Below are 25,913 nucleotides of genomic sequence, written 5' to 3' on the forward strand. Positions count from 1 at the left end.
CCCCCCCTATACGATTCATCATTTATTTCTTCAAAATAAGGTGGAGCCTACTTTTTATAGTAGGCTCCACCTTATGATATTTACCTGCGCTTCGGTGATTTTTTCCCGCGTTTCACTTGACGTATCAAGGCCTGCTTCTGTTCTTTCTGTAAGCGCTTATCCTTTTTGGCTTTTATATATGCTGCTTCGCGCAACATCTTATGATAGTGATCCAAACGCTCACGGGAGAATTCATCTGTTGCAATAGCTGTCTGCACGGCACATCCTGGCTCTTGCTGATGAGTACAATCTCGGAATGTACAGCCTATCGCCAACTGTTCCACATCTTGAAAGGTAGTGGAAAGACCTTCGTCTCCATCCCACAGTTGTAACTCTCGCATACCGGGAGTATCGATTAATACTCCACCCTGAGGAAGAAGAACCATCTCGCGATGGGTGCTCGTATGCCTTCCTTTTCCGTCTTGCTCACGGGTGGCTCCAGTACGTAGAAGCTCTGCCCCATACAACCAATTAATCAAGGTGGATTTCCCTACTCCAGAAGAACCGGTGAGCGCAATGGTGTGCCCCTCTTCTAAATAGGGGAGCAGTTCTTCTAATCCTTGATCCCTCTGTGCGCTAATCACATGAATAGGCACACCCATAGCAGCTGCTTCAACTTTCATTACCTTTTCGTCAACATTCTCACCGCAATCCGCTTTGGAAAGAATGATAACTGGGCTAGCACCACTATCCCATGCAGCAATAAGATACCTTTCCAAACGACGCACATGAAAATCTTCATCTAATGCTTGTACAAGGAAAATCGTATCTACATTTGCAGCCACGATCTGCTCTTCCGTCACATTACCTGCTACTTTACGGGAGAAGTGACTTTTACGGGGTAAGATCGCATGAATATAGCCCTTCTCCTCTTCAGGATGAATATCTAATGCTACCCAATCCCCAACAGCAGGGTACGCTTCTCTTCCTTCTGCTTTATAACGCATACTCCCGGAGACGTGAGCTAACACTTCCCCTTCCTGCGTCCATACACGATACAAATGTTTATGCTCGAGAGCGACACGCCCGACTGCTCGTTCTCCCAATCCTAGTTCGCTTCGAATATTCTCCCAAGATTGATTCCAACCCAGCTTTTCGATTACCAATAGACTTCCTCCTGCGGATAGATGCGCTCTATCCTTTACCTACTCTCCTCGACACCATCTTTGTTCCTGTCAACGTCATCATTTTTACGTTCGCCTGTTTACATATAATCATCGTCATCATCCTTTCTAATATGTAATCCAACCATCTATGCGCATCCATCACGATTAATTTTAGTTTAAAATGAAAAAGTAGGTAGCTTCATTGTAATACAAGATTCATATACTCGCAATTATTTGCTAGGAATAAGCCGCTTCCCTCGCGGAATCAGATCATCCTAACACAGAGAGGAAATGCCCACCAATAGCAGCGAGCACCACCACCAACCAAGGAGGGAGTTTCCAGATCTTTAAAAGAGCAAAAACGAGTAGCGCCAGACTAAAATCAGCTCCAGACTGAATCGCCTTGATCCACACAGGATCGTAAAGGGCTGCCAATAAAATGCCCACAACAGCTGCATTTACCCCATGTAATGCGGATTGAAATTTTGACTGCTTACGAACCCACTCCCATATTGGCAAAGTCCCCACTATCATAAAAAAAGAAGGTAAAAATATTGCTACCGTAGCCAATATTGCTCCCAACCAACCACTCGCCAGCGCTCCCAAATAGGAGGAAAATGTAAAAAGAGGTCCCGGTACTGCTTGGGCAGCACCATATCCAGCTAGAAACTGGTCGGTCGTTGCCCAACCTGCTGAAACCACTTCCGTTTGCAACAAAGGAAGAACCACATGGCCACCCCCGAAGACAAGTGAACCTGTTCGATAAAAGCTATCTAATATGGCTATCCATTGCGCAGGATAAACATATCGTATCATTGGGAGCAGACCTAGTACGGCGAAAAATAATACCCAGGAGAACAGAGCCACTTTTTTGCTCAACGAAACTTGAAATGTAGGTGAAACAGACATCGCTTTTCGGGGAAGGAATCTCCATCCAATGAGGGCGGCAATCACAATGATGATCACTTGCGATAGTGTCGTTTGCCAGAGAACAGCCACAATTGCAGCAAAGATAGCCATTGTTGCCCGCGCTGGATCTGGAGCTAAATTTTTTGCCATTCCCCACAATGCTTGAGCCACAATCACTACCGCAGCGACCAATAATCCGTGAATCCACCCCATTTCTGTAACAGAGAGGTGCTGTAATAGAAAAGCAAAGAAGGTAAGGACTATGACTGAGGGGAGAGTAAAACCAATCCATGATGCAATGAGACCTGGAATCCCCGCTCGGATCAAACCAATCGCCATCCCAACCTGACTACTAGCTGGACCCGGCAAAAATTGGCATAAAGCAACCAATTCGGCATACGCCTTCTCATCCAACCATGGTATCATACCAAGGACTTAAGCGGTGCCCTACTTGACCTGGGCCAATTACATTCCAACTGCGACTAAGATCATTCAGGTCTACTACTGTCCGCCACGAGGCACCATGGACTACTTCACCGTTTTTGGCATAACGAGCAGCAGCGACTGTAACTTCGCTTCCTCGAAAGGGATACGATTTCGGATTAAAAAGATAGTTTAAAGGCTCAACAGCGGCGAGAGGATGTTGAAACTTTACTTGATGGTACTCACCCCACGACCATTCTGCGGGAGAATCCCCTTGTAGCTCTACCGCTCGGTCTACCGCGTTTTTAAAGGAAGTCATTGCTAATTTTGTCACACCTCCTTGTTCCGTTATCCATGGCCCCGGTTCGCCTACAACCGCTTGGCGCAGAAGCTGATCCGTAATCCCCCCTTTACGCTCAAATAAGGGCATCATCTTACGATCAATATCAACATAGAGTTGGTCTTCTAGTTCGTCCATCCATAGATGAAAAAGTAAAGGAGCTCCAAGCTTTGGACTATCTTCATAATTCCATTCCATCAATATCTTTAGAGCCTTTTGATCAATTCTACGTAATTCTTTCTTCTTTTTGTTTATCTCCACTAGTAAAGAAGGAACCATCTCTTTTGCCCTCAAGTTATGACTATCTAATTGTAGTGCTTGATTCTCCTTCACCGTCCAATCATTTTTACTGCGTAACTCCTCCGCGATTCGTTGATAACGGTACGGATCTGCCCATGTATTAGAGATATGAAAGCTATAAGCATCGTCGATCACTTTATTATTAGCCGTTGCGATAAACCCTTCATCTGGGTTAAGAAGGGTAGGCAATTTATCCCATGGAATATATCCTTTCCATTCATATTCATTTGTCCATCCTGGTACGGGAAGCATACTATCCCCTTTTTTTCTAATAGGAATCAATCCATTAGCGCGATAGGCAATCGTCCCGTCTATTGACGCAAAGACGAAGTTTTGTGCCGGGGTATGGAATAACGTAAGCCCTTCTTTAAATTCATCCCAATTTTTCGCACGGTTAAAACGGAGTACAGCCTCCATCTCATTAGAGGGGTCTAAAGCAGTCCACCGTAAAGAGAATGCGCTATCCGAAATGTCATTATCGATAAACTCTGAGATGATTGGCCCATGACGCGTGATGTGAACCTGGTGCGGGATTGTGTTACTCTCCTTTACTTTTATTTTTTCCTCAATTATTTTAATCTTCTCCCATTTATCCATATACTTCACTTCTTGTGGGTTCTCAGGGTTTCGTTTCTCAATATAGAGATCTTGTACATCAGGCCCTACATTAGTAACACCCCAAGCGATATGTCGGTTATGCCCCAACAAAATCCCTGGAATACCAGCAAATATAACTCCTGCCACTTCAAGATCAGGTGCTTCTAAGTGAGTTTCATACCAGATGGAAGGAGTACCTAGGTCTAAATGTGGATCATTAGCCAAAATTGGCTTCCCCGACGATGTCTTGCTTCCCGCAATTACCCAGTTATTACTTCCATTCCATTCGCTCGGAATAGGAACGGATGGTAAACTGGTCATCACATCTACCGGACTATCTTCTATTGCTTCCATAATCGTATCTGCATCAGCGGGATAAGAAGGGAACAAATCGTAGGCTTTTTCCTTTGAGAAATTTTGCAGGAGGTAGTAACGAAATGCTTGCCCCTCCCAGTGACCACCCAAATCATAGGCCATGTATTTACTAATGGTAATTGAATCAATTACTTGCCACGGTTTTGGTTCATAACCTAACAAACGGAATTCAACTGGAAGGGAATCTATTTCTTTCGCCCTCTGTATATAGGCGTTTACTCCAGCCGCATATGCAGCAACTACCCCCTGTGTTTCCTCTGAGTATATCTTAGCGGAGGCTTCAGCAGCACGTCGCAAGCCCAACGTGCGGAAAAATTTGTCCCGCTCAATCGTCTTCTCCCCAATCACTTCACTCAATTGACCAGATGCTTGTCGTCGACTTAAATCCATTTGAAACAGACGATCCTGAGCTGTGACAAAGCCTTGTGCAAAGTAGAGATCGTGAGCGTTACCGGCCTTGATATGAGGCACTCCCATCGTGTCACGCCACACGGAGACTTCCTGCAATAATCCTTCCACTTGGAGCTCCCCTTCTATTTGGGGCAAGCTTTTTTGCCACACCCAATAACCATATGATGCGGGCACGCCAGTAACAAGAAGGAGTGTAATCAAGCTAACAGAGAGAATACGCCATCGCTTACGCTTCCATCTCGGCTTTACTTGAGCTGCTGTTGATTCCATTTAATCACTCTTTCCCCTATTATATTCTCGCACCTGTACCCCATTTTTACTACTTAGCATCGATAACGATGCAATGCATGCTTCACGTATCTGCCATAATTCAGAAAATGAGTAGCTCGTATTAATCGAATAGCTCCATTCACGCAGAAAACGTTGATGTAACGAAACTTTGTATTGACCGATTTGATCAGGAGAGATCTCTTCTTCATAAAGTAGTTCAGCAAAGGGAGAGTGATCACTTGTCACCTGACGAGTATAATCTTCTCTTTTTTCTCCTATTTTCACATAACAATGAGCTTCTGGAATATAGGCGAGCTGATACGAGCGTAGCACCCTTCCCACCCCGGGAGTATTCTGTTCATTCATTCGATAAATCCCTAACATCAAAGGGAGCTGAAGTCCCATCTCTTTTGCCAAAAAGGCGAGTAACGCGTGCTTACTACTACACGTTCCGCGCCTTTCTGTTATAACACGAAGCGGATCAGAAGGATCCAATATGCGCTGATACGGGAGCGAACATACCCACTCTTTCGCTTCATCGAATGTGGTGATCCCTTGCCGCAAAAAATCTGTACTCACTTGGCCTACTGCTCTGATCGATGGTGATGGGTGTTCCATTTTTATCCCCCCTCATTTTCTTCATTATAGCTAAGGCAAAGAGAAGATTCATAGTCCTCCTGTCGTATTTTCATCACTGTTCCTTTTTAGCCTACACCATCGCCCTCCCCTTTCATAAGATAGAAGAAGCGTTCCGCGTCTTTGTTGGGGGTGAGAGCACTTGTTGTTAAAAACGTGCGCCACTTGGATTATCTACGGAATCGTCGGACTCATTGTTGCAGGTTATACAGCCTTTTTTTCGTTATTATCCGTGTTCTAAAAGAGCCGCCTCCTGAAGGAAGCGGCTCTTTTATTTATGTTTACGCAAGGTGAAACCGATGTGAGAGATCCTGGCAAAATGCTTGTAGTGTGACTGTATTAATAGTGTAATAGTTCCACTTTCCTTGCTTGCGCTCATGAACCAGGTCTGCCTGTTTGAGCTCTCTTAAATGGTACGATACCTTTGACTGTTTTAAATCCAATGCCTCTTGTAGGTCACAAACGCACATACCGATGGAACAACAAGTCTCTTTATCCATCACTTCTCCGGCTGCGATTAAATCTAATATGCGGATGCGGATAGGATCAGCGAGTGCACGCCCAATAAGAGAGAGCGAGCTGCTCTTTGCTTCATCCATTTTTTCTACTCCTTCCCTTAAGCAGAAGTGCAACAGTTACTTTTTTCTTGCTGCTCTATATCTTCTTTAACATAAAAGACTTCCCACCGATGTTCATCAGGGCTGGTAACCCAGATTTTATCCTGACGAGCGTAACAGCAGGATGTGTCCATCTCGTCAAAAGTGGCCAAACCCGCCTGTTGTAGTCGCTCTTTGCTCGCTAATACTTCTTCTTTGGATCCTACTTGTATACCCAAATGATTAATACCACCTTGTACTTCCCCACCTACATTGAGAGTAAAATTTAATGCAGGCTCATCCAAATCAAACTTTGCATAATCTGCTCGCACTTTGGCGGGTTCTTCCCCAAACAAATGCCGATAAAAATGAACAGATGCATCCAGGTCTGAAACATTGATCGCTACGTGTGGTTTTAAGGTCATCTGACACGCTCCTTTTTTCTCATATGATGGTATGGGTAACACTAATTCATTACATCAAAAATTATTGATGTAATGTTATTATGCATCAATTTTTATTGATGTGTCAATATGTAATTTTAGATTATGTCCTGTTGTAAGTTACCTACTACTCTCCACCATCGCCTTTTCAAGGCATTAAAAGCCATAAACCGTTACCCCCTACATCTTATCCACATAATGTAGTGAGAGGAAATTGTGAAAGGAGGAACTCAATATGCTACAAGCGAGTCATCAATACCGCACATACGCTGCTTTATATTGCGAAGAGGATGGGTATCTTTTTCTTCCTGAGAAGATTCACTTCTCAATAGAGCCCGTTTATTTATCTAAAAATACAGAGTTACCAACAATTACGCTTCTCTTTCATCAGAGCAACCCTTATACCCTTATTCAAAAACAAGAGGGAAGCAAAAACACTATCTTATATAAAGAGTTGTGGCCCAATATTGATGCCCTCTTTTATTGTACAAAGCATAGGTTCAAATACGAATTTATCGTGAATCCTGGAGCCCACATTAGCGATATTCAACTCTCTTATGAGGGGATAGACCGAGTAACACCCGATTCAATAGGAAACCTCTACATCCAGACATCAGGTGGAATCTTGTTTGAAAGAAAACCGGTAAGCTACCAACAATTTCGGGAACATGAGATTGCCACTCGTTTTTATTTGCATAAAGACAACCACATTCGTTTTATCGTCGAAGAGGAATACAATCATGATCAACCCCTTATTATTGACCCTGAGGTATTTTATTCCACCTTCCTTGGGGGAATGGATATGGATCGAGGAAATAGCATTGCCGTCGACTCCTTTAGATCTGCTTATATCACGGGGTTTACGGAGTCGACAAACTTTCCTACTACCTCGGGTGCTTTCCAAACCACTCTTCGTGGAAACCGAGATGCCTTTGTTACAAAACTTAATACAACTGGCTCGTCTCTCATATACTCTACCTACCTTGGCGGAAGCGATATTGATAATGGACGAGGGATTACCGTCGATGATACTGGCTCTGCCTATGTAACGGGCAGCACAGAATCAACAAATTTCCCGATTACTTCTAACGCCTTTCAAACTTTTCTCGCAGGTGGAATTGACGCTTTCATTACAAAACTAAATGCGATGGGATCCTCCCTTCTCTTCTCCACTTATCTAGGTGGATCAAATTCTGATATAGGTCAAAGTATCGCAGTTGACACTTTGGGTTTTTCCTATGTAACAGGAGAGACCACATCCACTGATTTCCCCGTCACAACCGGTGCTTTTCAAACAATATTTGCAGGCGCTACAGATGCATTTGTTTCCAAACTTTCTCCTTCAGGAAGCACTCTTTCTTACTCCACCTACCTCGGTGGAAATGGCTCCGATGGAACCAATGAAGGAGAAAGCATAAAGGTCGATTCGGTTGGAAATGCATACGTAGCAGGAGATACCTCTTCTACTAACTTTCCAGTTACATCTGGTGCCTTTCAAACCATGTTTGCCGGAGGAGTAGAGGATGCTTTTGTCACAAAGTTAAATGCGACTGGTACTGCTTTAATTTATTCCACCTATCTCGGCGGACCTGGTAATGATGAAGGGAATTCGATCGATATTGATATTGATGGTGCAGCATATATCGCAGGAGAAGCTGGAGATGGGTTTCCTATTACAACCGATGCATTCCAAACCATCTTTGGTGGAGGACAAAACGACGCTTTTGTAGCCAAACTAAACCCGAGTGGATCCGCGCTTGTCTATTCCACGTATCTTGGTGGCGCTGGCGAGGATGATGGGTTTGGTATTTCTGTCAATTCATTTGGAAGCGCCTGGACCACGGGAAATACAGAGTCAACAAACTTTCCCATCACACCTGACGCCATTCAAGATAATTTGAGAGGAACAAATGACGCTTTCATCACCCAGATTAGTTTTGCTGGAACGGGAATTTCCTTCTCCACTTATCTTGGGGGAAGTGGCGCTGATCAAGGCAGAGCTATCACACTGGATCGCTTCGGTAATGCCTACGTAACAGGAGATACACAATCCGCTAACTTTCCTACCACTCCTGGCGTGGTACAATCTCAATTCGGAGGAGATCGAGACGCATTTGTTGTTAAACTAGGCACACGCCTTGCTACCGGACCGACGGGTCCTACTGGACCTACTGGCAGTACAGGAGCCATCGGAGCAACGGGGCCTACTGGAGCGACTGGGGCGACTGGGGCCCAAGGAGTAAGAGGACCAAGGGGTAGACGAGGGCCAAGAGGACCAAGAGGGCCTCGTGGGATTAGAGAAGGAGAGTTCGGCGAATAGCTACTAATCCTATTAGACGGTTTACAAAAAAGGAAGGGAGGATTTATCTCCTCCCTTCCTTTGTTTAATTCGTTGCTTCCAGTGCCTTTTCCATCTCAATCAGCTTTTCTTCAAACAGATTGAGGGATGCTTTAGTAGGTACGGAAGTTGTCATATCGACGCCCGCTTTTTTCAGCACCTCGATTGGATAATCTGAGCTTCCTGCTTTTAAGAAACCTAGATAGCGATCTACAGCAGGCTTTCCTTCTTCTAGGATTTTTTTCGACAGAGCCGCGGCTGCAGTATATCCTGTTGCATACTGATATACATAATAGTTGTAGTAAAAATGTGGTATACGTGCCCACTCGAGACCGATTTCATCATCCATGGAGACCTCAGGACCAAAGTACTTCTTATTTAATGCTAAATAAGAAGATGTTAATGTGTCAGGTGTGAGCGCTTCCCCTGCTTCCACCTTCTGATGAATGAGATGTTCAAATTCAGCAAACATGGTTTGACGGAAAAACGTCCCCCGGAAAGACTCTAAATAATGATTGATCAGATAGAGGCGTTTACGTGGGTCGTCTGTCTTTTTCAGCAAATACTCCAACAGTAGCTGTTCATTACAGGTAGAGGCGACTTCAGCTACGAAAATCGTATAATTTCCATACGGATATGGCTGCTCTTTACGTGTATAGTAACTATGAATGGAATGACCAAATTCATGAGCTAGCGTAAACAGACTATCTAGATTATCTTGCCAATTCATCAGTATATACGGATTGGTACCATAGGTTCCAGAAGAGTAAGCTCCACTTCGCTTGCCTTTGTTCTCGTAAACGTCCACCCAACGATTGTCGAATGCTTCTTTTAAAATAGAGATGTATTCCTCACCGAGAGGTTGGAGCGCTTCGATTAAGATTTCCTTTGCCTCTTCATAGGTTACGTTAAACTCCACTTCTGAGATGAGCGGGGTATACATATCGTAAATGTGCAGCTCATCTAACCCCAATGCTTTCTTGCGAAGTGCAATATAACGGTGGAGAAGAGAAAGATGTTCATTGGTCCCTTCTACTAACTGATCGTATACCGTCTCTGGGATATGATTGTTACTTAGAGCGGCTTGTCTTGCGCTATCGTATTTGCGAATGCGTGCTTTTACATTATGTCCCTTTATTTGACCACTTAACGTACTAGCAAAAGTGTTAATATAGCTACCGTACGTGCTGTATACTGCCTGAAAAGCATCCCGACGAACGCGGCGATCGGTGGAGTCCAGCAACTGTCTATAACGTCCATGCGTCACTTGTAGCGGGTTGCCATCGCTATCTTTAATCTCGGGGAAGGTGAGATCAGCGTTATTTAGCATTGAGAAAGTGCTACTAGAAGCGCGTGTTACCTCGGAAAGTTGTGCCATTATACTCTCTTCTGCTTCGGATAAAACATGAGGACGCTGCTGATTCAGCTCTGCTAACTCTTGAGTGTAGAGTTGCAAGTCTTTATTCTCCTGTAAGTAGTTTGTGATTTGTTCTTCAGATAGAGATAAAATCTCCGGAACAATAAAAGACATGTGACTGGATGCTTTCGTTAGAAGGCCCTTGGCCCGATCATCAAGTGATTGATAAACAGAATTGGTCGTATCTTGATCAAAGCGCATATGAGCATATGTATATAACTGACCGAGGCGCTCAGATAACCCATCACGAAACTGTAGCGCAGCATATAGATCACTTGCCGAGTTTCCTAATTTCCCTTTGTACTGTTCCACTTGTGGAATCATCTTTGCTAACTTATGAAACTCTTCTTCCCATAGTTCATCTGTGGCGAAAATATCTTCTAAACGCCAAGTATCCTTTTCTTCTACTTCAGAGCGTAAAGGTAACCTGTTACTATTTACTTGTTCACTCATCATCATCTTCCTCCTCATAGTTGTACTCTACTACCATCTTACCTGTCTTGCCCCTGATTTTCCAGAGAGGCTTGTTGCATAAAGTTCGTAGCCCACAAAGGTTCTGCTCCAACGTCATACCCTTATGATTATAGTAAAAAGCCTCTCGTCATATTCCTCCCCTTAAAGATTGGAATTCTAATTTACCGTAGGCATAATACAGCGCCTATTTCATTAGCCCTATGATATAATTGGCAAAGATTAGTTTGATTAACTTGAGAAGGGGTTTTCATATTGAAACAGGCTTTACTTATTATTGATGTTCAACAAGAATTAGTTGAGGGAAATAATGAAATGAGTGGTGTCTATAATAAAGAAGCACTATTGAATAATATTAATTTAGTTATTCGTAAGGCAACTCAATCACAAATTTTAGTTGTTTTTGTAAGAGACAAAGATGTAGCAAATGGCAATGGTCCGGGCTTTCAAATACACGAGCGAGTAAAAGTGCCCGCCACTGCTAAAATATTCGATAAAACTGCTACTAATTCATTTTACGGAACACCATTAATGGCATTTTTAAAACAAAAAGATATTGAACATCTTGTTATTATGGGATGTGAAACGGAACATTGTATTGATACAGCCGTTCGTACTGCTACAATCAATAACTTCGATGTCACTCTGGTTGGAGATGGTCACTCGACAACAGGCTCTTCATCACTACCTGCCGAAGATATTGTCAATCACCATAATGAAATCCTTCACGGTCATTACAACGTTGATCACTTTTCCATCGTCCGAAATACTCAAGAAGATTTATTCAAACCCACCCACAACAAATATAGATAAGCATGAAACTAACGAAAAATGTACAAAAGGTGAACACCATGTCACTTCCGGATTATCCTTTTTCCACAATGGGTATATATAAGGCGGAATGGCTCCTCTCTACATCTCGAGTAACGATACAATCGCTTATATGTAATCAATCAACAGAAGGAAGTAAGCTTTAACTGATAAAAACCATGAATGGAAAGGGGAAGAAGATTTGCTGATTATCGAGTTAGCTGCAATCTTATTTGCTTCTAAAATAGCGGGCGATTTAAGTGTCCGATTAGGCCAACCAGCTGTATTAGGGAAACTATTGATTGGAATCGTTTTAGGCCCAACCGTTTTAGGGATTGTTACCAATACAGAAATATTGAAGGAGATTAGCCAGATTGGTGTGATCCTGCTCATGTTTATTGCAGGATTAGAGACGGATCTAGATAAATTGAAGAGCACGGGCAAAGCATCCACCAGTGTAGGGATACTGGGAATTATTCTCCCTTTCTCAGGAGGCTATCTTGCCGGATTATGGTTGGAATTACCCCAATTTGAAGCTATATTCCTAGGATTACTTCTTTCTGCGACCAGTATAAGTATCTCCGTACAAGCGCTAAAAGAAATGAATCGATTAAAAACCAGAGAAGGTACCACAATCTTAGGAGCAGCCGTGATTGACGACGTTCTGGTTATTGTCTCCTTGGCTTTTCTGATGAGCTTTGCAGGTGGAGACATTCAATTAGCGGAAGTAGTCATTAAAAAAGTGCTTTTCTTTGCAATTGCTATTGTGGTTGCTTGGAAGGTGATTCCCTGGGTGCTAAAACTTTTCGCCCCACTAAAAGTAACAGAGTCCGTTATTTCTGCAGCGCTTATTATCTGCTTTGTATATGCTTTCGTTGCTGAGTTTGCAGGAGTCGCTGCTATTATTGGTGCGTATATTGCCGGGGTGGGCATTAGTTTAACAGACTACAAGCATGAAGTATTTGAAAAGGTGGAAACGATTAGCTACTCCATTTTTGTCCCCGTGTTTTTTACATCCATCGGTGTAGCAATTGAGTTTATTGGAATTGGTGATCAAGTAGGCTTGATCGTTATTCTCAGTATGATTGCCATTCTAACCAAGTTAGTCGGGGCAGGTATCGGGGCCAAAATCTCTGGATTTGGTTGGAGAAGCTCCTTTGGCATTGGTTCTGGAATGGTTTCTAGAGGAGAAGTCGCCTTGATCATCGCTGCTATCGGTCTAGAAACAGCATTATTAAGTGAAGAATTGTTTGCGGTGGTGGTAGTGGTAGTATTAATCACGACGATTGCTACTCCTCCAATGATGAAATGGTTTTTCACCGAGAAAAAAGCTTCCCCTTCACTGACAAAGTAGCTTATACAGATGGGGCAGGTTCTGCTCTCACATTGGGGAGGCTGATCTAAGCAGCAAGAGAAAATCAAGGTTGTCTCAAACAGATGGTTACCAAGTCAAAGGGGAGTAACTGTACAATAAAGTCGTCAATACGGGAGGATTTCCTCCCCGGCTTTGTTGGCAACGAAGTTGGTTGCTAGTGAGACCTTTGCTGAAGAAAGGGCAGAGGTCTTTTCTATGCCCTTATTAAAAAAACTCATATAAGGGGTGCCTTAAATGGATATTGCTTTAATTCTAGAATATAGTTGGATTTTATTGGTCTTAATTATACTCGAAGGAATTTTAGCAGCCGACAACGCATTGGTTATTGCGGTTATGGTAAAACACCTTCCTGAAAAAGAACGAAAGAAAGCGCTGTTTTATGGATTAGCAGGGGCGTTTGTTTTTCGCTTTCTCTCTCTTTTTGCCATCTCGTTCCTTATTCATGTGTGGCAGCTACAAGCGATCGGTGCTTTTTACCTCATTGTAATATCACTTAATCATGTAGTGAAAAAGTGGCTTATTAAAAGAAGGTCGGCGAAAGTAGAGGAAACGACTCCCCCCTCCTCTCAGTCAGGTTTTTGGATGACTGTGTTTAAGGTAGAATTAACCGATATCGTGTTCGCAGTAGATTCCATTTTAGCTGCAGTCGCACTCGCGGTAAGCTTACCTCAAACCCCTTTGCCGCAAGTAGGCGGAATTGATGGAGGGCAATTTCTAATCGTGCTCATCGGTGGGCTAATCGGCCTTGTGCTAATGAGATTTGCCGCCACTTTTTTCAGCTCTCTCCTAGAGACACGCCCAGCTTTAGAGACGGTCGCTTTTCTAATCGTTGGTTGGGTGGGAGTGAAACTAGCTGTTTATACTCTTTCTCATCCTCAGCTCGCTGTTCTTGATGAATCCTTCCCTAGTTCCCTTGCATGGAAAGCGATTTTCTGGGGAATTCTGCTGACCATCGCGATTGGTGGATGGTTCTTATCCAAAGAAAAAGAAGAAGTCGCGTAGATAAGAGTCACCGTACCTGGAAAAGAAACTTGTACGCTAAGGTGAGAAATAGAGCACGACGGCGCCCAACCGTCGTGCTCTATTAGCTTATTTCAGCTTCTAAGGCAGTAAATATTTCAGCCATCTGTAGTGCATCCGTTTCACCTTCAGTACGGCTTTCGATATGCCACCAAGCGGAAATTAAAGCTTGGCAATAACCCCACTGCATGATTCGTACTGGATCCAACTGAAGTTCAGAAGCAAAAATTTCGATGCGACGACGAGTCAGCGTAATCCGCTCTTCTATTTTCGGTGGCAAATGATTGAGCAAAAAGGAGAGTACTTGGTATGTAGGTTCTCCCACCATTCCTTTGGGGTCTATCGCCCGCCATGTCCCCTCCGTTGAACGTAAAATATTGTCATGGTGGAGATCACCATGTAGGAATTGTTCGGACGGCATCGTTTGGTGTAAAATGGAAAATAATTGTTCCCCACGTATAATCATCTCGCTTGCAAACGGAGGATTTGCTTTCATTTTCCCCCATTCTACTTCCATCGCACGTGTGTGCACAAAAGTAGAATGTCGCGGCTTAGGTTGATAAAGCTCTTGTATTAACGTAGCCGCAATGAGAGTTGCTTCTTCATCGTCAGGTACACTTTTTAAAGACTCCCCCGGCTCTACTCGTTCTAATAATAACGCTCCCCGTGTTACATCCATCTCCAACAGGTTAACTGCCCCTCTACCTTCGTAATAAGCTAGAGCCGCTGCTTCCCGTTCAAACTCTTTCCCAGGAAGAGATAGTTTTACTACCACCGTTCGTTCTCCTTGAATGGCATTAGCTACGATGTTGTAGCTAATGGGAAAATAAGAGGTTATGTTGAGTGACCATGCTTGTTCACAATGCTTTAAGAGTAAAGGAAGCTCTTTAATCCACTTCTGTCCTTGCTCTCCATATATACGGTGAAGTAGTTGTACATCTTTTTCAGCTAAGGGTATCATAGATGGCCTTTCCTTTCGTTTTCGTTTCTATATAAATAAAAGAGGAAGAGTGTCCACCCTTCCTCTTTTATTCCCCCATCATACTTTGTTTAGTTCGCGCTCTTCTGCTTTTGCTTCTTGACAAGCCTGGCTACAACATTGATCATGCTCTGTTGCACATGAAACGCAACTAATATGCTGTGTATGACACGGTTGATAGTCACAGTTGATATACCGATCACAAGGCTGGCCACAATGGTGACACTTTCCTATAACTTTATCCTCTTCTTGATTGATAGACACAGCGATACGTTGATCAAAGACATAACATTTCCCATCAAAGAGTTTCCCTTTAACCTCGGGATCTTTACTGTAGGAAACAATCCCCCCATCAAGTTGTGCGACATCTTGAAATCCTTCTTTCTTCATAAACGCAGTGATTTTCTCACAGCGAATTCCGCCCGTACAGTAAGTGATAATTTTCTTCTCTTTCTTGTCTGCCAGATTTTCTCGTATCCACTTTTCAAATTGACGTGATGTATTCACTTCAGGGCGAATGGCACCACGAAAATGACCAATTTCATATTCATAGTCATTGCGTCCATCAATGACGATAACATCATCTTGAAGCAGATGCTCATAAAATTCTTTCGGTGAAAGGTGCTTGCCTCCATCCGTATTGGGATCGGGATCATCTTCGAAGCGGAAAGTGACAAGCTCTTTTTTTACCTTTACCGACAAACGGTTAAACGCATGTCCATCATAATCATCCACTTTAAAAGGCATGTCAGCAAAATTTTTGTGCGCATGCATTATTTCCATGTAGCGCTCCGTCTGTCTCCTTGGCCCAGAGACTGTCCCGTTAATACCCTCTGCTGCAACGAGGATGCGTCCCTTCAATCCGAGCTCTTCACAAAGAGCGTACTGCTCATCACGAAACGCTTCCGGATCAATGATCGGAACATATTTATAGTAGAGTAAAATCTGATATGTTTGAGCCTCAGTCATGTGTAAATCACTCTTTCTCCATCATCTCTTCCATCCCATTATAGCACCTACATGTATCGGATGCGATGCTTTAACCTATGAGAAAAAGGCAGGGTTGGCATAAAGCCACCTGCCTTTTTCTCATAGGTAATTCAGATTAAAACTTGTTCCAGAATGTAACTTCTTCTTGTGGCAACCGGAACTTGGCAAAACCTGCTTTAGCGGCTTTCCCTATGGCAATCAACATCACTGGCAAGTACGTTTGTGGGACATTAAATTCTTCTGCAAACTTAGCTGGATCAAACCCACCCATTGGAACAGTGTCGTATCCTTTTGCTTTTGCTGCTAGCATTAATTGCATCGATACCAAGCCGCCATCAACCATCACCATGCGGGTCGCATCAGCAAGCGATAGCTCCCCGTAATGTTGCATTATTTGATTAACATAGAAGGACTTAATCTCTTCGGTCATAGAACCTCGTTGCACGGGAATATCATAGATTTCTTCTGCCCGCTGGTACCACTCCGTGTCACCAAAGACTGCGATGACAGCTGAAGCATCCTTTATTTGTTGTTGATTATTGGCAATAGGAAATAATTTTTCTTTTAATGATGGTTCTTGAATAACAAGAAACCGCCAAGGTTGAAGGTTAGAGGATGATGGAGCTTGAATAGCAACCTCAATCAATTCTTTAATTTCCGAATCGGTCATGCTATGGGTAGGATCATAATGGCGAACAGAGCTTCTTCCTTCTGCTACACTAAAGAAATCGGGATCGACGTGGTGTTGTGGTTTATCCTCCACTTTGATCTCGTTTATTTTATCAAAGTAATCTTGCTTATCCATTCTTTTTTGGGACATTGTACATTCTCCTTTAAAACGTTAATTGTTCTTCCACATGGAACAGTTTATAGGTAAACTGCACTTTTGTCAAGAACAGTTATAAAAGAGAACACGTAAACTATACTGAGGGTCTATTACTTACCCTCTTTAGCCACTCTTCGACTAAAGAGTGAAATAAGCCCTCCTGTTCAATTTGCAAATTATGTCCTGCTTGATCAAGAACGGCAAAAGTCGCGCGGGGAAATTGGGAAAGAATGTTAAAAGCATCTTCATACCCCGTTATCGAATCTTGCTTTCCTAATAGAAAAAGCGTAGGTTCATCAAATGAACCTACTTTGCTATCTATATCGTAAGAAAAAGCGTAATTCATCCTGATTTTCTCCAAAAACGGATGGTCAGCTAGCTTACAGCCCGCTAAAATTTCATCTCGATAACGATTCCAAGTATGTTCATTAAGTACAACACACACCTTTTCGAAATTGATTCGGTCTTCCTGACTTAGTTGAGTTAGAAATTCTTCATCCCGTTCACAAATAAAATGAGGAGGTAGACTTCTTTCATTCGGATTAATTAGAGGACATATAAACGCGGCTGCGATGATTTGTTCTTTTCTTTTTGCAATCACTCCACGAGCAAGATAACCACCATAGGATTCGCCAATAATAATGAACGGCTCATCGCCGATCACCTCATCTATGAAGAACAAAACAGCCTCTAACATCTCGTCCGTGGTGCTTATCTGTTCATACCTTCTCGTTTTTCCCATCCCAGGCAAATCAAAATATATCCTTTTGTATCCTCTTTTTCCGTCGAAAACGGGCTCTAGACAACCCTTCATCAAACGGTGATCCGGTGTGAAACCATGAATCATCAAGACTGCTGTTCCCGATCCATAAATATTATAATGTATCTGAGTATTGTCTAAATTAATTTTCATCTTATACACTCCCATATCATTTAACTATCTTGATATTATATATCGAATGTAAGTTCTATTCAAAAGGATTGAACGCTTTTATTCCATAAAAAATACACATCGTGTAAATGATGTGTATTTCAATCCTTAATCAATGAAATCCTGAATCGTTTTTTGGTGGAGCGTATGGACGATAGCTTGCTCAATCTCTTTTCCTAGTTGGGCGAAAGTACCTTGTATCTCACGTGGTACACACTGATTGAAGGATGACTCTAACAATTCTTTTGTAATCGAATCCTGTAAGTTCATCGCTTCATATACATCAGCGACCGTAATCTCATGAGGAGGTCGCACTAATAAATATCCCCCATCACGCCCCTCTTTCGCTTGAATAAGGTTGGCTTTTACCAAGGAAGGAAGAATCTTTCGCAGATAAGCAGATTGTGAATCCATTTTCCCAGCCATTTCTACACTGGCGCAAACACCATCATGTTTAGCCAACACCACGAGAGCCTGAAGTGCGTACCGGAACCATCTTGTATTCGTCGTCTTCGGGTTCATTATTTGTCACCTCCCTTATATTGTACCATATGGGAGGTGACAATCTTATTTACTAGCCAGACTAAGGGTATACATTTCTCCTTAATACACCTGGGTTTGGGTTTGCGGGGATAGTCTCTTTTTTGTTCGTTCTTGCCTCAGGATTGTTGCCAATACGGTTTGAATATATTGACAACGGGGATCAAGAGCGAGATTCTGGATTTCTAGCGGATCACAACTTAAGTTATACATCTCATACTGAGATGGAAGAGGTTGACGTTTCACATACTGACAAATGTTTGTGCATACCTCTCGTCCCGGAGGAAGTTGAGGAATCGTCATCTGATCATATTGGTTAGGGCTATTCCAAAACTTAGGATCATCTGAATAACAGCTATACTTCCACAACTCCATCGCCCCACCCACTCCCGTTTGAAGGCGAACGATAACAGTTTCAATATTATTTGGCTGTACAACTGCTTGATAGGGAATGCCCAAAGCACTTACTTGTTGCTCACCCTTAAATAGGTCATCATTTGTCATAAAGTAGATCGGTTCTTCCTGACAACTTCGTTCTTCTCTTAATATTGGGGTTAAACTTCGCCCAACCAAAGGTCGAGCTTCCGTATGATCATTCATTAACTGACTCCGTAATTCTTCCTCATCTAACCCAGCTAGGCTTAACATAGTCGGGAGAAGATCGACATGACTGGTTAACGTATCGGTACCCCTGTTCTTTGGGATGGAAGGGTGATGAATAATGAGTGGGACATGAATAGACTCTTCATAAGCCTGATAAAACTTTTGAAACAGGCCTCCGTGAGCGCCTAACAACTCTCCATGATCGGAAGTAAAGATCACAATCGTATTATCATAGAAGCGAGACTGCTGTAAAGCCTGAAATACCTTCATCATGTTTTGATCGGCTTCTTCCTGCAGTGAGTAATACAGACGTCGATAATGGAGATCATCTTGTAATGGTTGAACGGCATAGGGATAAAGAGCTCGATAGCTTCGTTGTGCACTAGGTTTTCGCTCTAACGTTTCATATGCAGTTGGCGCAGGTGGGACATAAGGTACTTCAGGGAGCACAGTAAAACGCCAGTCTGGACTGAGGCGGCTATATAACCCGTAGTATGCGATGTCGTGAGGATTGACAAAGGAGGAGACCAAGAACCAAGGTTGATCTTCATTCGCTTGTTGTTCCAGAGAATGGATAAGAGAGACTGACTCATCAGCATATACCACATCACGTCCACTCACCCCAACCGCAGCAGATGAACCAGAGTTATGTGCATTTTCCCCTGATGGTTCCGGACCGATCCAGCCAGAAAATCCATAGTCAAACAAACGATCTGCTTCTAAATAAACATGCTCTTTCTCCGGTATCGGAACACCTGTTCGCTCCTCATATGTAAGCCAGGCATCACGTGTCCCAGGAATGAGGATATCAGCCTGGGAGATATGCCACTTCCCCTTGTAGTATGTCTGATATCCTGCTTGACGAAAATAATCTCCTATAGTAGGAACGGTATTGGGATCAAGCCAAAACATATCTTTTTCAAACCGGCTTTTAGCAGCACCTGGTGTTTGCGAAACCCCGTGCAAGGAAGGGTATTGCCCTGTGAAAAGGGAAGCCCGACTGGGACAACAGGCAGTACTAGCTGCATAATGGCGATGAAACTCAAAACCATTTTGTTTAAGAAGTGTTTGTGTTTTAAGATATTGTGTACGCCATTGTCGTAGCTTTTCAGTTTCATACACAGTCGGATATCGCTCTTGATCCACTATAAACAGAAGAAAGTTTGGACGGCGTAAATGCTTCATATTAATCACCTTTCCTGACCGATGGAGTTAGGAAAGGATATGAGAAAAATAAGAGAGTTATGTGTATTGTAACTTCAGAACACATTTATACCGGATAACCCCGGGATACTTCTCCCCTAATGAAAAAATGGTGAAACCACATTTACGATAAAAGTGGACAGCCACGTTATCCGTTTCCGCCTCTATATAAATAGCGTTTGTGTAAGCGATGATTTCTTTAATCATCAACCTCCCTATTCCTTTATATCGTGCGAGTGAGTCCGTTGCTATGTGTTGAATAATCACACTACGGGGTTGAACTTCTTCTATCCCCACTAGACCGACGATAGACATCTTTCTTTCCATCCAAATATCGACGCATGTTCATTAGTAAAGGAAGTTTGATAAGCAAGTTGAATTCGAGAGTTACACCATCGCTTGTTAGGGTCAATGGCATCTCGTAACAGCATTTGTATGTTTCTATCTTCAGGGGAGGCTTTGTCTATCTTAAAAAGATATCTATTTGAAATGGTTTTCACCTGCTCTTAAGGTATAGAGGAATGTTGAAGGTTTGTTATGCAAACAGGTTTTGTTTAGTATTTTAACGTTTGCCTCATTCCTGTTTCATTAGACCGTTTTATTGCATCTATCACTTGTTGGACACGGTGACCGTCTTGAAAGGTGGCGACGAGTGAAGATGATTTTCTTTCCGTAATACATGTGTGTAGCTCTTCCACAAACGGATAAAAGATATCATAATGCGAGCGTGCCATCTCGTTATCTAGGTGATCTGGTACGAGCACCCCACTTGCTAATGAAAGCTCCTTATAGGGCTCCTCTTTTTCTTTAAATAACACTGTTTCATCATCGTTGACAAGAACTGTTCCCTCTGTACCATAAATCTCTAGTTGAGTGCGCCTATCATCGCGACTCGGACGTAACAATCCAAATGAAAATGTTGCTCCACCCGCAAACCGCCCCATTGCCTGAAATGTGTCATCTGCCGTACGTTGCTCTCTCATTTGTCGATCGTTCTCGATATGGGTAGTTAGTTGACCGCTAACCTCAATGATATCTTCGTCCATCCACCATAAGAGAGAATCAATCATATGAGAACCCAGTGCACCTAGTAATCCTCCGCCAACATCTGCTTGCCCCAACCATCCCATTGTTTTCTCGATCGCAGGAAGATAACCACCGCGGCTGACAAAATAGTTGCTATGTAGAATTTTTCCTAAACGCTGCTCTTCTATTATCTCTTTCACCTTTTTACGAGCAGGTAGAGTGCGAAATTCAAAATTGATTGCCCCAACTCGTTGTTGTTTCGTCAACGCATCTATCATCTCTTGGGACTGCTGTGAATGAAGGGCCATCGGTTTTTCGCATAACACATGATACCCCATTTCAATCGCAGCTAGTGTCATCTCATAGTGGTGGCTTGGATTTGACACGATCGTGACCAAGTCCAGTTGTTCTGACTCCATCATCTTCTTCCAATCAGTATACACTTTTATTCCTTCACGATACACGTCTTTTAGTCCTGTTTCCGTATTCAGCCCATGTTGCAGACGATAAACGGACGAAATTGCTCTCACTTCAAAACCAGGATGAGACTGAAAAACCGGTACATGTACTTGAGCTCCAAACCCAGTTCCAATAATTCCAACGCGTAACTTTTCCATGTTTACTCCCCTGTCTCCATTTAGTATTGTTAATAGATAGCTTCCCATGTATAATCTAGTAAATATTATAGAAAGGAAGAATACGATGATCCGATATCCATTCCTACCAGCACATTCGACAATCGGGGTAACAGCTCCTTCTTCAGGTGTACGAACAGAGTTCCATTACCTTTTACAGCAAGCATCCACTCGCTTAGAGCAAGCGGGCTACACTGTTCAAATTGGGAAAACAGCTTGGCAGCAAGAAAAAGCAAAATCAGCTCCTGCTGACGAGCGTGCTCGCGAACTGATGGAGATGATGGAAGATGATACAATTCATCTTATCATCCCACCATTTGGAGGTGAACTCCTGATTGAAGTCCTCGATAAATTAGACTTTTCTAGAATAAACCCTAAATGGGTACTCGGTTATTCTGACCTAAGTCTTCTCTTAATGGCAATGACGTTACAAACGGGGATAGCCACCGCTCATGGCACCAACTTTATAGATCTGCGTGGTCAGATTTGGGACGAGACAACTGCCATGTGGGAACAGGCGCTCTCCACTGAAGTAGGATCTGCTATTGTGCAGTCTTCTTCTTCCCACTTCCAAACGGAATGGAAACACGATATTTCTGCAACCTCTGTCTTTCATTTAACCGAGCCCACCGAGTGGAAATCTATTTCACCACAGCCAATCCACGTTGCTGGACGCGTTCTCGGCGGCTGTATCGACATCATTCGTCACCTGATGGGTACCCCTTACGGCGATGTAGCCACGTTTCAACGAGTACATCTTCATGATGAACCGCTATTGTGGTACTTTGAGAACTGCGAGCTTTCTTCCACTGATCTAAGACGTTCACTCGTACAAATGAAGTTGGCAGGATGGTTTGAAAAATGTAGCGGAATCTTATTTGGGCGCAGTAATGTTCAATCTACCCTACAGGAATACACTGAAATAGATGTCTATCATGAGCTGGCTGACGAACTAGGAGTTCCTATCATTTATGATATTGACTGCGGTCACCAACCTCCACAAGTCACTTTCATTAATGGTGCCTACGCTGAAGTGGAAGTAAATGAAGGGCGAGGACGCTTAACACAATACTTTCGGCCATAATAAGCCAACTAGAGCTAAGGAGCTTATTCCCTCAGCTCTACTTCATGGCATCTACAATAAGTGAAGGGAATACCATCTTCTCACTATTACGAGGGTCAATCCGTCGTGAGCGGTAGATAACTCCATCCTTAGCTTCCCATGCTACAGCATGAAAATCCCCTTCTTCATCGAAGTATTCCAATAGCCTCACCATAAAACCCGCCTGTTCACATAGTTGAGACAATGTTTTATAGGTATATAAAATCTTATGACCGGCTGCAGGATGATCTCTTGGTCCTGGGCCTCCCACTTGTACGACCCGCTGATATCCCTCATCAGGAAAATAGCCGTCGGGAACAGCACAGCGAAAGTGTCCACCAGGCTTGAGGTAACGATAACATCGTCTCATCGCCTCTAGCCCCTCCTCATAAGTGAGATGTTCCAGCACATGTTCTGCTATTATCGCAGAGATAGAAGCAGGTTGAAAACGGCTGGACCAATCTTTTTCAGATAATAAATTTACTTCCGACTCATGAGTGTGAATCCAACCTGGGTTATTATGATACTCTCCTGCTCCCAAAACGAGCTTTATTGACATGATAGTACTCCTATTCCTTTTGTTTCTTTTGTTTACCCTACAATCCCATCTCGCCACCACTAGCCCCACGTGGCCCTCTCGGCCCTCTCGGTCCGCGCCGTCCCCTTGGCCCTCGTGGCCCTGTTGCTCCTGTAGCTCCGGCCGCCCCTGTAGGGCCAGTCGCTCCCGTTGGACCGGTAACACCGATAGAAGGTTGACCCACTTTCGTTACAAAAGCATCCAGTCCTCCTCCAAATTGACTCTGGAAAGCAGCAAAAGTAACCGGGAAGTTCGTTGAACTGGTTCCTCCAGTAAAGTAGGCATTATCTTGACTATCCAGCGCTACACCATTGCCTTGATCAGAGGCACTTCCACCCAAATAGGAGGAAAAAGAGATGCCTTGCCCCGAAAAACTCAATTGCGTAATGATGGCATCTTGAGTGCCATTGAGGCTATCTTGAAAGGCATCTGAAGTAAGCGGGAAATCGGTAGAAGTAGTATTTCCAGTTACCCAGGCTGAACCAAAGGAATCAACCGCGATTCTGAAAATCAGATCGGTGCTACCTCCTCCCAAGTAAGTGGAGTAAACCAACGCACTCCCTGATGGATTCAACTTAGAGACAAACCCATCGCGAGTTCCACTTAGTACAGTTTGAAAGGCATTAGGTGTTGTTGGAAAATCCGTGGAATCGGTAAATCCTCCTGCATAAGCATTATTCGCCTCATCTAGAGCGATCCCACCCACCGAGTCTAGTGAACTCCCCCCCAAAAAAGTGGAATAAATCAAGCTACTCCCCGTCGCACTCAGCTTTGATACAAACCCATCCGTACCTCCTGTCAATACTGTTTGGAATGCCCCCGTAGTCGTTGGAAAGTCGCTTGAATTTGTCTGCCCTCCTATATAGGCGTTGGTTGCCTCATCTAACGCAATCCCCGAGCCCCTATCCGATCCACTCCCACCTAGGTAAGTAGAGTAGACTAACGCACTTCCCGTCGTATTTAGCTTTGTCACAAACCCATCCGTACCTCCCCCAAATAGAGTTTGAAACGCACTTGTTGTTACTGGGAAGTTCGTAGAATTTGTAAATCCTGTGACATAAGCATTCCCAGGGTCATCAATCGCAAGATCCGTTCCCTGTTCCTCTCCGATTCCTCCTAAGTAAGTGGAATAGATAAGGGCAGAACCAGTATCATTAAGTCGAGTCACAAATACATCTTGAGTGCCTCTACGCATCGTTTGAAATGCACCGGATGTAACCGGGAAATTGGCTGATGTGGTCGTACCGGTAACAAAAGCTTCATCGCTCTCATTTACTGCAATCCCTGTAAATACAAGCGTAGTTGCCTCCGACCCAGAGCCCCCCAAATAAGTTGAATACAGCAAGGAAGATCCGGTAGCGTTTAGTCTTGTTACAAATGAATCAAATGACCCAGCTAATGTCGTTTGAAACGCTCCCGATGTTACAGGAAAATTAGGCGAAATGGTTTGACCTATAAGAAACGCCTCTTGGCTACTATTAACCGCTATTCCTTCTCCCTGGTCAAAGTTACTTCCCCCCAGATAGGTTGAATAAAAGACCACCGGATCGATCAAAAGCGGCTGAGTAGCATCATAGTCAGCAACATCAAACCCTATGGATGCATCAGCAAAGAGGTGGAACGCGGTTGATACGAATTGCTTCTTTCCATGCATCCACTGAAAACTGATAGGCTTACCTTCACAGAGAAATCCCGTTGACATCGGGATGAGCAGATCACCCTGTTCAGTAAGAGTAAGGTTACATCCTCCTTCATATTTTAAGCGAATATTATCTACACACGCTCCTGGCTGAACGAGGAGATCATATTTGAGATGTTCCTCCTGGTTAGAAAATATGACATCAATCCCAGGCCACACACCTTCGTAGATCACTCGTTCGTATCCCGCTCCGTTTTGATTCATCCCCTTAGGGAAAGTTCCCCTACATGCATCTACAAACCGAAGGAACAACTCCTCCGTATCACTTAGTGCAATTCGTACTCCTTCCGACAGAAACGTATACCGGATTCCTTCTGTTGTCACGAAATAGGTATTCTTCTCTTGTGATTCAGCTTTTATTGATTTCACTTTTATCCCTCCAATGAATAACACAATGCCGCTTTATCTTATGTGCAACATCCATCCAAGGTTAAAAGCAACGAAAAATTGTTTTAAGCGTTAGCATATAGACAAGATCAGTGAGGAGCTTTTCTTGAGAGCTTTACCGCCTACAAAACAGGAGCGACTTAAAGTGCGCCGCTACCCTCTTCTTCTTCTGTTTGCTTCATAATTTCTTTATAAGCTACAATCTTTCTTTCTAACATCTTTTCAGTCTCGATAAGATCATGAAGCTGCTTTTGAATAGAGTCGTGGTGTTTTTCTAATAATCGCAACCGTGCAGCTGTCGTATGATCGCCTTCTTGCAAAAGATGTGCATATTTTTTTATCTGTGCAATCGGCATTTTCGTTTCTCTTAATTTCTTCACAAACCCTAGCCATCGAATATGGGAATCATCATATACTCTTACTTCATGAGCATCTCGTGCAGGAATAACGATTCCTTCTTTCTCATAATAGCGTAAAGTATGAGCGCTTATATCTAGCTTTTTAGCTACTTCACTAATGGTATACATACTTTCCCCCAC

General features: G+C 43.3%; 23 protein-coding genes. 5 read left to right on the forward strand and 18 right to left on the reverse strand.

Annotation, left to right across the window (positions count from 1 at the left end):
- Nucleotides 1-80: 80 nt before the first annotated feature.
- From rsgA to NXZ84_RS05760, 6 genes are all read right to left on the reverse strand, one after another.
- Nucleotides 81-1,145 carry a ribosome small subunit-dependent GTPase A gene (rsgA, locus tag NXZ84_RS05735; RefSeq protein WP_258839300.1) on the reverse strand — a complete coding sequence of 355 codons (1,065 nt, stop codon included), beginning with the start codon at nucleotides 1,143-1,145 and terminating at the stop codon, nucleotides 81-83.
- Between the two features lie 270 nt (nucleotides 1,146-1,415).
- Nucleotides 1,416-2,480 (reverse strand): chromate efflux transporter, encoded by a 1,065-nt coding sequence (gene chrA, locus NXZ84_RS05740; protein WP_258839301.1) that lies wholly within the window; start codon nucleotides 2,478-2,480, stop codon nucleotides 1,416-1,418.
- Complete coding sequence (locus NXZ84_RS05745) at nucleotides 2,461-4,770, reverse strand: penicillin acylase family protein (RefSeq protein WP_258839302.1); 2,310 nt, start codon at nucleotides 4,768-4,770, stop codon at nucleotides 2,461-2,463. The genes chrA and NXZ84_RS05745 overlap by 20 nt, the downstream gene beginning before the upstream one ends.
- Entirely contained in the window at nucleotides 4,771-5,388 is a 618-nt protein-coding gene (locus tag NXZ84_RS05750) for a hypothetical protein (RefSeq protein ID WP_258839303.1), read from the reverse strand.
- Nucleotides 5,389-5,687: 299 nt separating this feature from the next.
- Nucleotides 5,688-6,005: an ArsR/SmtB family transcription factor gene (locus tag NXZ84_RS05755; protein ID WP_258839304.1), complete on the reverse strand. Its 318-nt coding sequence runs from the start codon at nucleotides 6,003-6,005 to the stop codon at nucleotides 5,688-5,690.
- Nucleotides 6,006-6,022: 17 nt separating this feature from the next.
- Nucleotides 6,023-6,427, reverse strand: a complete 405-nt coding sequence (locus tag NXZ84_RS05760; protein WP_258839305.1) for an ArsI/CadI family heavy metal resistance metalloenzyme — start codon at nucleotides 6,425-6,427, stop codon at nucleotides 6,023-6,025.
- Between the two features lie 253 nt (nucleotides 6,428-6,680).
- On the opposite strand from NXZ84_RS05760, the gene NXZ84_RS15090 reads away from it, so the two are divergent.
- Nucleotides 6,681-8,765: an SBBP repeat-containing protein gene (locus NXZ84_RS15090; protein WP_309495623.1), complete on the forward strand. Its 2,085-nt coding sequence runs from the start codon at nucleotides 6,681-6,683 to the stop codon at nucleotides 8,763-8,765.
- A gap of 64 nt (nucleotides 8,766-8,829) precedes the next feature.
- Here the strand turns inward: NXZ84_RS15090 and pepF are convergent, their stop codons facing one another.
- Nucleotides 8,830-10,653 carry an oligoendopeptidase F gene (pepF, locus tag NXZ84_RS05770; RefSeq protein ID WP_258839306.1) on the reverse strand — a complete coding sequence of 608 codons (1,824 nt, stop codon included), beginning with the start codon at nucleotides 10,651-10,653 and terminating at the stop codon, nucleotides 8,830-8,832.
- Nucleotides 10,654-10,926: 273 nt separating this feature from the next.
- On the opposite strand from pepF, the gene NXZ84_RS05775 reads away from it, so the two are divergent.
- The 3 genes from NXZ84_RS05775 (at nucleotide 10,927) to NXZ84_RS05785 (ending at nucleotide 13,858) form a co-directional block, all read left to right on the forward strand.
- Complete coding sequence (locus NXZ84_RS05775) at nucleotides 10,927-11,484, forward strand: cysteine hydrolase family protein (RefSeq protein WP_258839307.1); 558 nt, start codon at nucleotides 10,927-10,929, stop codon at nucleotides 11,482-11,484.
- A gap of 199 nt (nucleotides 11,485-11,683) precedes the next feature.
- The gene (locus tag NXZ84_RS05780) at nucleotides 11,684-12,835 is read left to right on the forward strand and encodes a cation:proton antiporter (protein WP_258839308.1); all 1,152 of its coding nucleotides are present in this window, start codon (nucleotides 11,684-11,686) and stop codon (nucleotides 12,833-12,835) included.
- A gap of 255 nt (nucleotides 12,836-13,090) precedes the next feature.
- On the forward strand, nucleotides 13,091-13,858 hold the full coding sequence (locus NXZ84_RS05785; protein WP_258839309.1) for a TerC family protein: 768 nt from the start codon (nucleotides 13,091-13,093) through the stop codon (nucleotides 13,856-13,858).
- Nucleotides 13,859-13,940: 82 nt separating this feature from the next.
- Here the strand turns inward: NXZ84_RS05785 and NXZ84_RS05790 are convergent, their stop codons facing one another.
- The 8 genes from NXZ84_RS05790 to NXZ84_RS05825 form a co-directional block, all read right to left on the reverse strand.
- Nucleotides 13,941-14,837: an aminoglycoside phosphotransferase family protein gene (locus tag NXZ84_RS05790; protein ID WP_258839310.1), complete on the reverse strand. Its 897-nt coding sequence runs from the start codon at nucleotides 14,835-14,837 to the stop codon at nucleotides 13,941-13,943.
- 78 nt (nucleotides 14,838-14,915) lie between these two features.
- The gene (trhO, locus tag NXZ84_RS05795) at nucleotides 14,916-15,824 is read right to left on the reverse strand and encodes an oxygen-dependent tRNA uridine(34) hydroxylase TrhO (RefSeq protein ID WP_258839311.1); all 909 of its coding nucleotides are present in this window, start codon (nucleotides 15,822-15,824) and stop codon (nucleotides 14,916-14,918) included.
- A 136-nt stretch (nucleotides 15,825-15,960) separates the two neighbouring features.
- Nucleotides 15,961-16,665, reverse strand: a complete 705-nt coding sequence (locus tag NXZ84_RS05800; RefSeq protein ID WP_258839312.1) for a nitroreductase family protein — start codon at nucleotides 16,663-16,665, stop codon at nucleotides 15,961-15,963.
- 100 nt (nucleotides 16,666-16,765) lie between these two features.
- Nucleotides 16,766-17,584: an alpha/beta fold hydrolase gene (locus tag NXZ84_RS05805; RefSeq protein ID WP_258839313.1), complete on the reverse strand. Its 819-nt coding sequence runs from the start codon at nucleotides 17,582-17,584 to the stop codon at nucleotides 16,766-16,768.
- Nucleotides 17,585-17,710: 126 nt separating this feature from the next.
- Nucleotides 17,711-18,124, reverse strand: coding sequence for an RrF2 family transcriptional regulator (locus tag NXZ84_RS05810; RefSeq protein ID WP_258839314.1), 414 nt, complete (start codon nucleotides 18,122-18,124; stop codon nucleotides 17,711-17,713).
- An 81-nt stretch (nucleotides 18,125-18,205) separates the two neighbouring features.
- Nucleotides 18,206-19,930 (reverse strand): sulfatase family protein, encoded by a 1,725-nt coding sequence (locus NXZ84_RS05815; RefSeq protein WP_258839315.1) that lies wholly within the window; start codon nucleotides 19,928-19,930, stop codon nucleotides 18,206-18,208.
- Between the two features lie 57 nt (nucleotides 19,931-19,987).
- A complete protein-coding gene (locus NXZ84_RS05820) occupies nucleotides 19,988-20,275 on the reverse strand; it encodes a GNAT family N-acetyltransferase (RefSeq protein WP_258839316.1) in 288 nt (95 codons plus the stop codon).
- 227 nt (nucleotides 20,276-20,502) lie between these two features.
- Nucleotides 20,503-21,591, reverse strand: a complete 1,089-nt coding sequence (locus NXZ84_RS05825; protein ID WP_258839317.1) for a Gfo/Idh/MocA family protein — start codon at nucleotides 21,589-21,591, stop codon at nucleotides 20,503-20,505.
- Between the two features lie 85 nt (nucleotides 21,592-21,676).
- Between NXZ84_RS05825 and NXZ84_RS05830 the strand changes: the two genes are divergently transcribed.
- A complete protein-coding gene (locus NXZ84_RS05830; protein ID WP_258839318.1) occupies nucleotides 21,677-22,693 on the forward strand; it encodes a S66 family peptidase in 1,017 nt (338 codons plus the stop codon).
- 37 nt (nucleotides 22,694-22,730) lie between these two features.
- Here NXZ84_RS05830 and NXZ84_RS05835 read toward each other — a convergent pair whose 3' ends face one another.
- The 3 genes from NXZ84_RS05835 to NXZ84_RS05845 all read right to left on the reverse strand — a co-directional run bounded on the left by NXZ84_RS05835 (nucleotide 22,731) and on the right by NXZ84_RS05845 (nucleotide 25,901).
- Nucleotides 22,731-23,270 carry a class I SAM-dependent methyltransferase gene (locus NXZ84_RS05835; RefSeq protein ID WP_258839319.1) on the reverse strand — a complete coding sequence of 180 codons (540 nt, stop codon included), beginning with the start codon at nucleotides 23,268-23,270 and terminating at the stop codon, nucleotides 22,731-22,733.
- A gap of 37 nt (nucleotides 23,271-23,307) precedes the next feature.
- Nucleotides 23,308-25,356: an SBBP repeat-containing protein gene (locus NXZ84_RS15095; RefSeq protein WP_309495627.1), complete on the reverse strand. Its 2,049-nt coding sequence runs from the start codon at nucleotides 25,354-25,356 to the stop codon at nucleotides 23,308-23,310.
- 158 nt (nucleotides 25,357-25,514) lie between these two features.
- Nucleotides 25,515-25,901 (reverse strand): MerR family transcriptional regulator, encoded by a 387-nt coding sequence (locus NXZ84_RS05845; RefSeq protein WP_258839320.1) that lies wholly within the window; start codon nucleotides 25,899-25,901, stop codon nucleotides 25,515-25,517.
- Between the last annotated feature and the right edge of the window lie 12 nt (nucleotides 25,902-25,913).

The sequence above is a fragment of the Mechercharimyces sp. CAU 1602 genome, from assembly GCF_024753565.1.
Classification (GTDB): domain Bacteria; phylum Bacillota; class Bacilli; order Thermoactinomycetales; family JANTPT01; genus Mechercharimyces.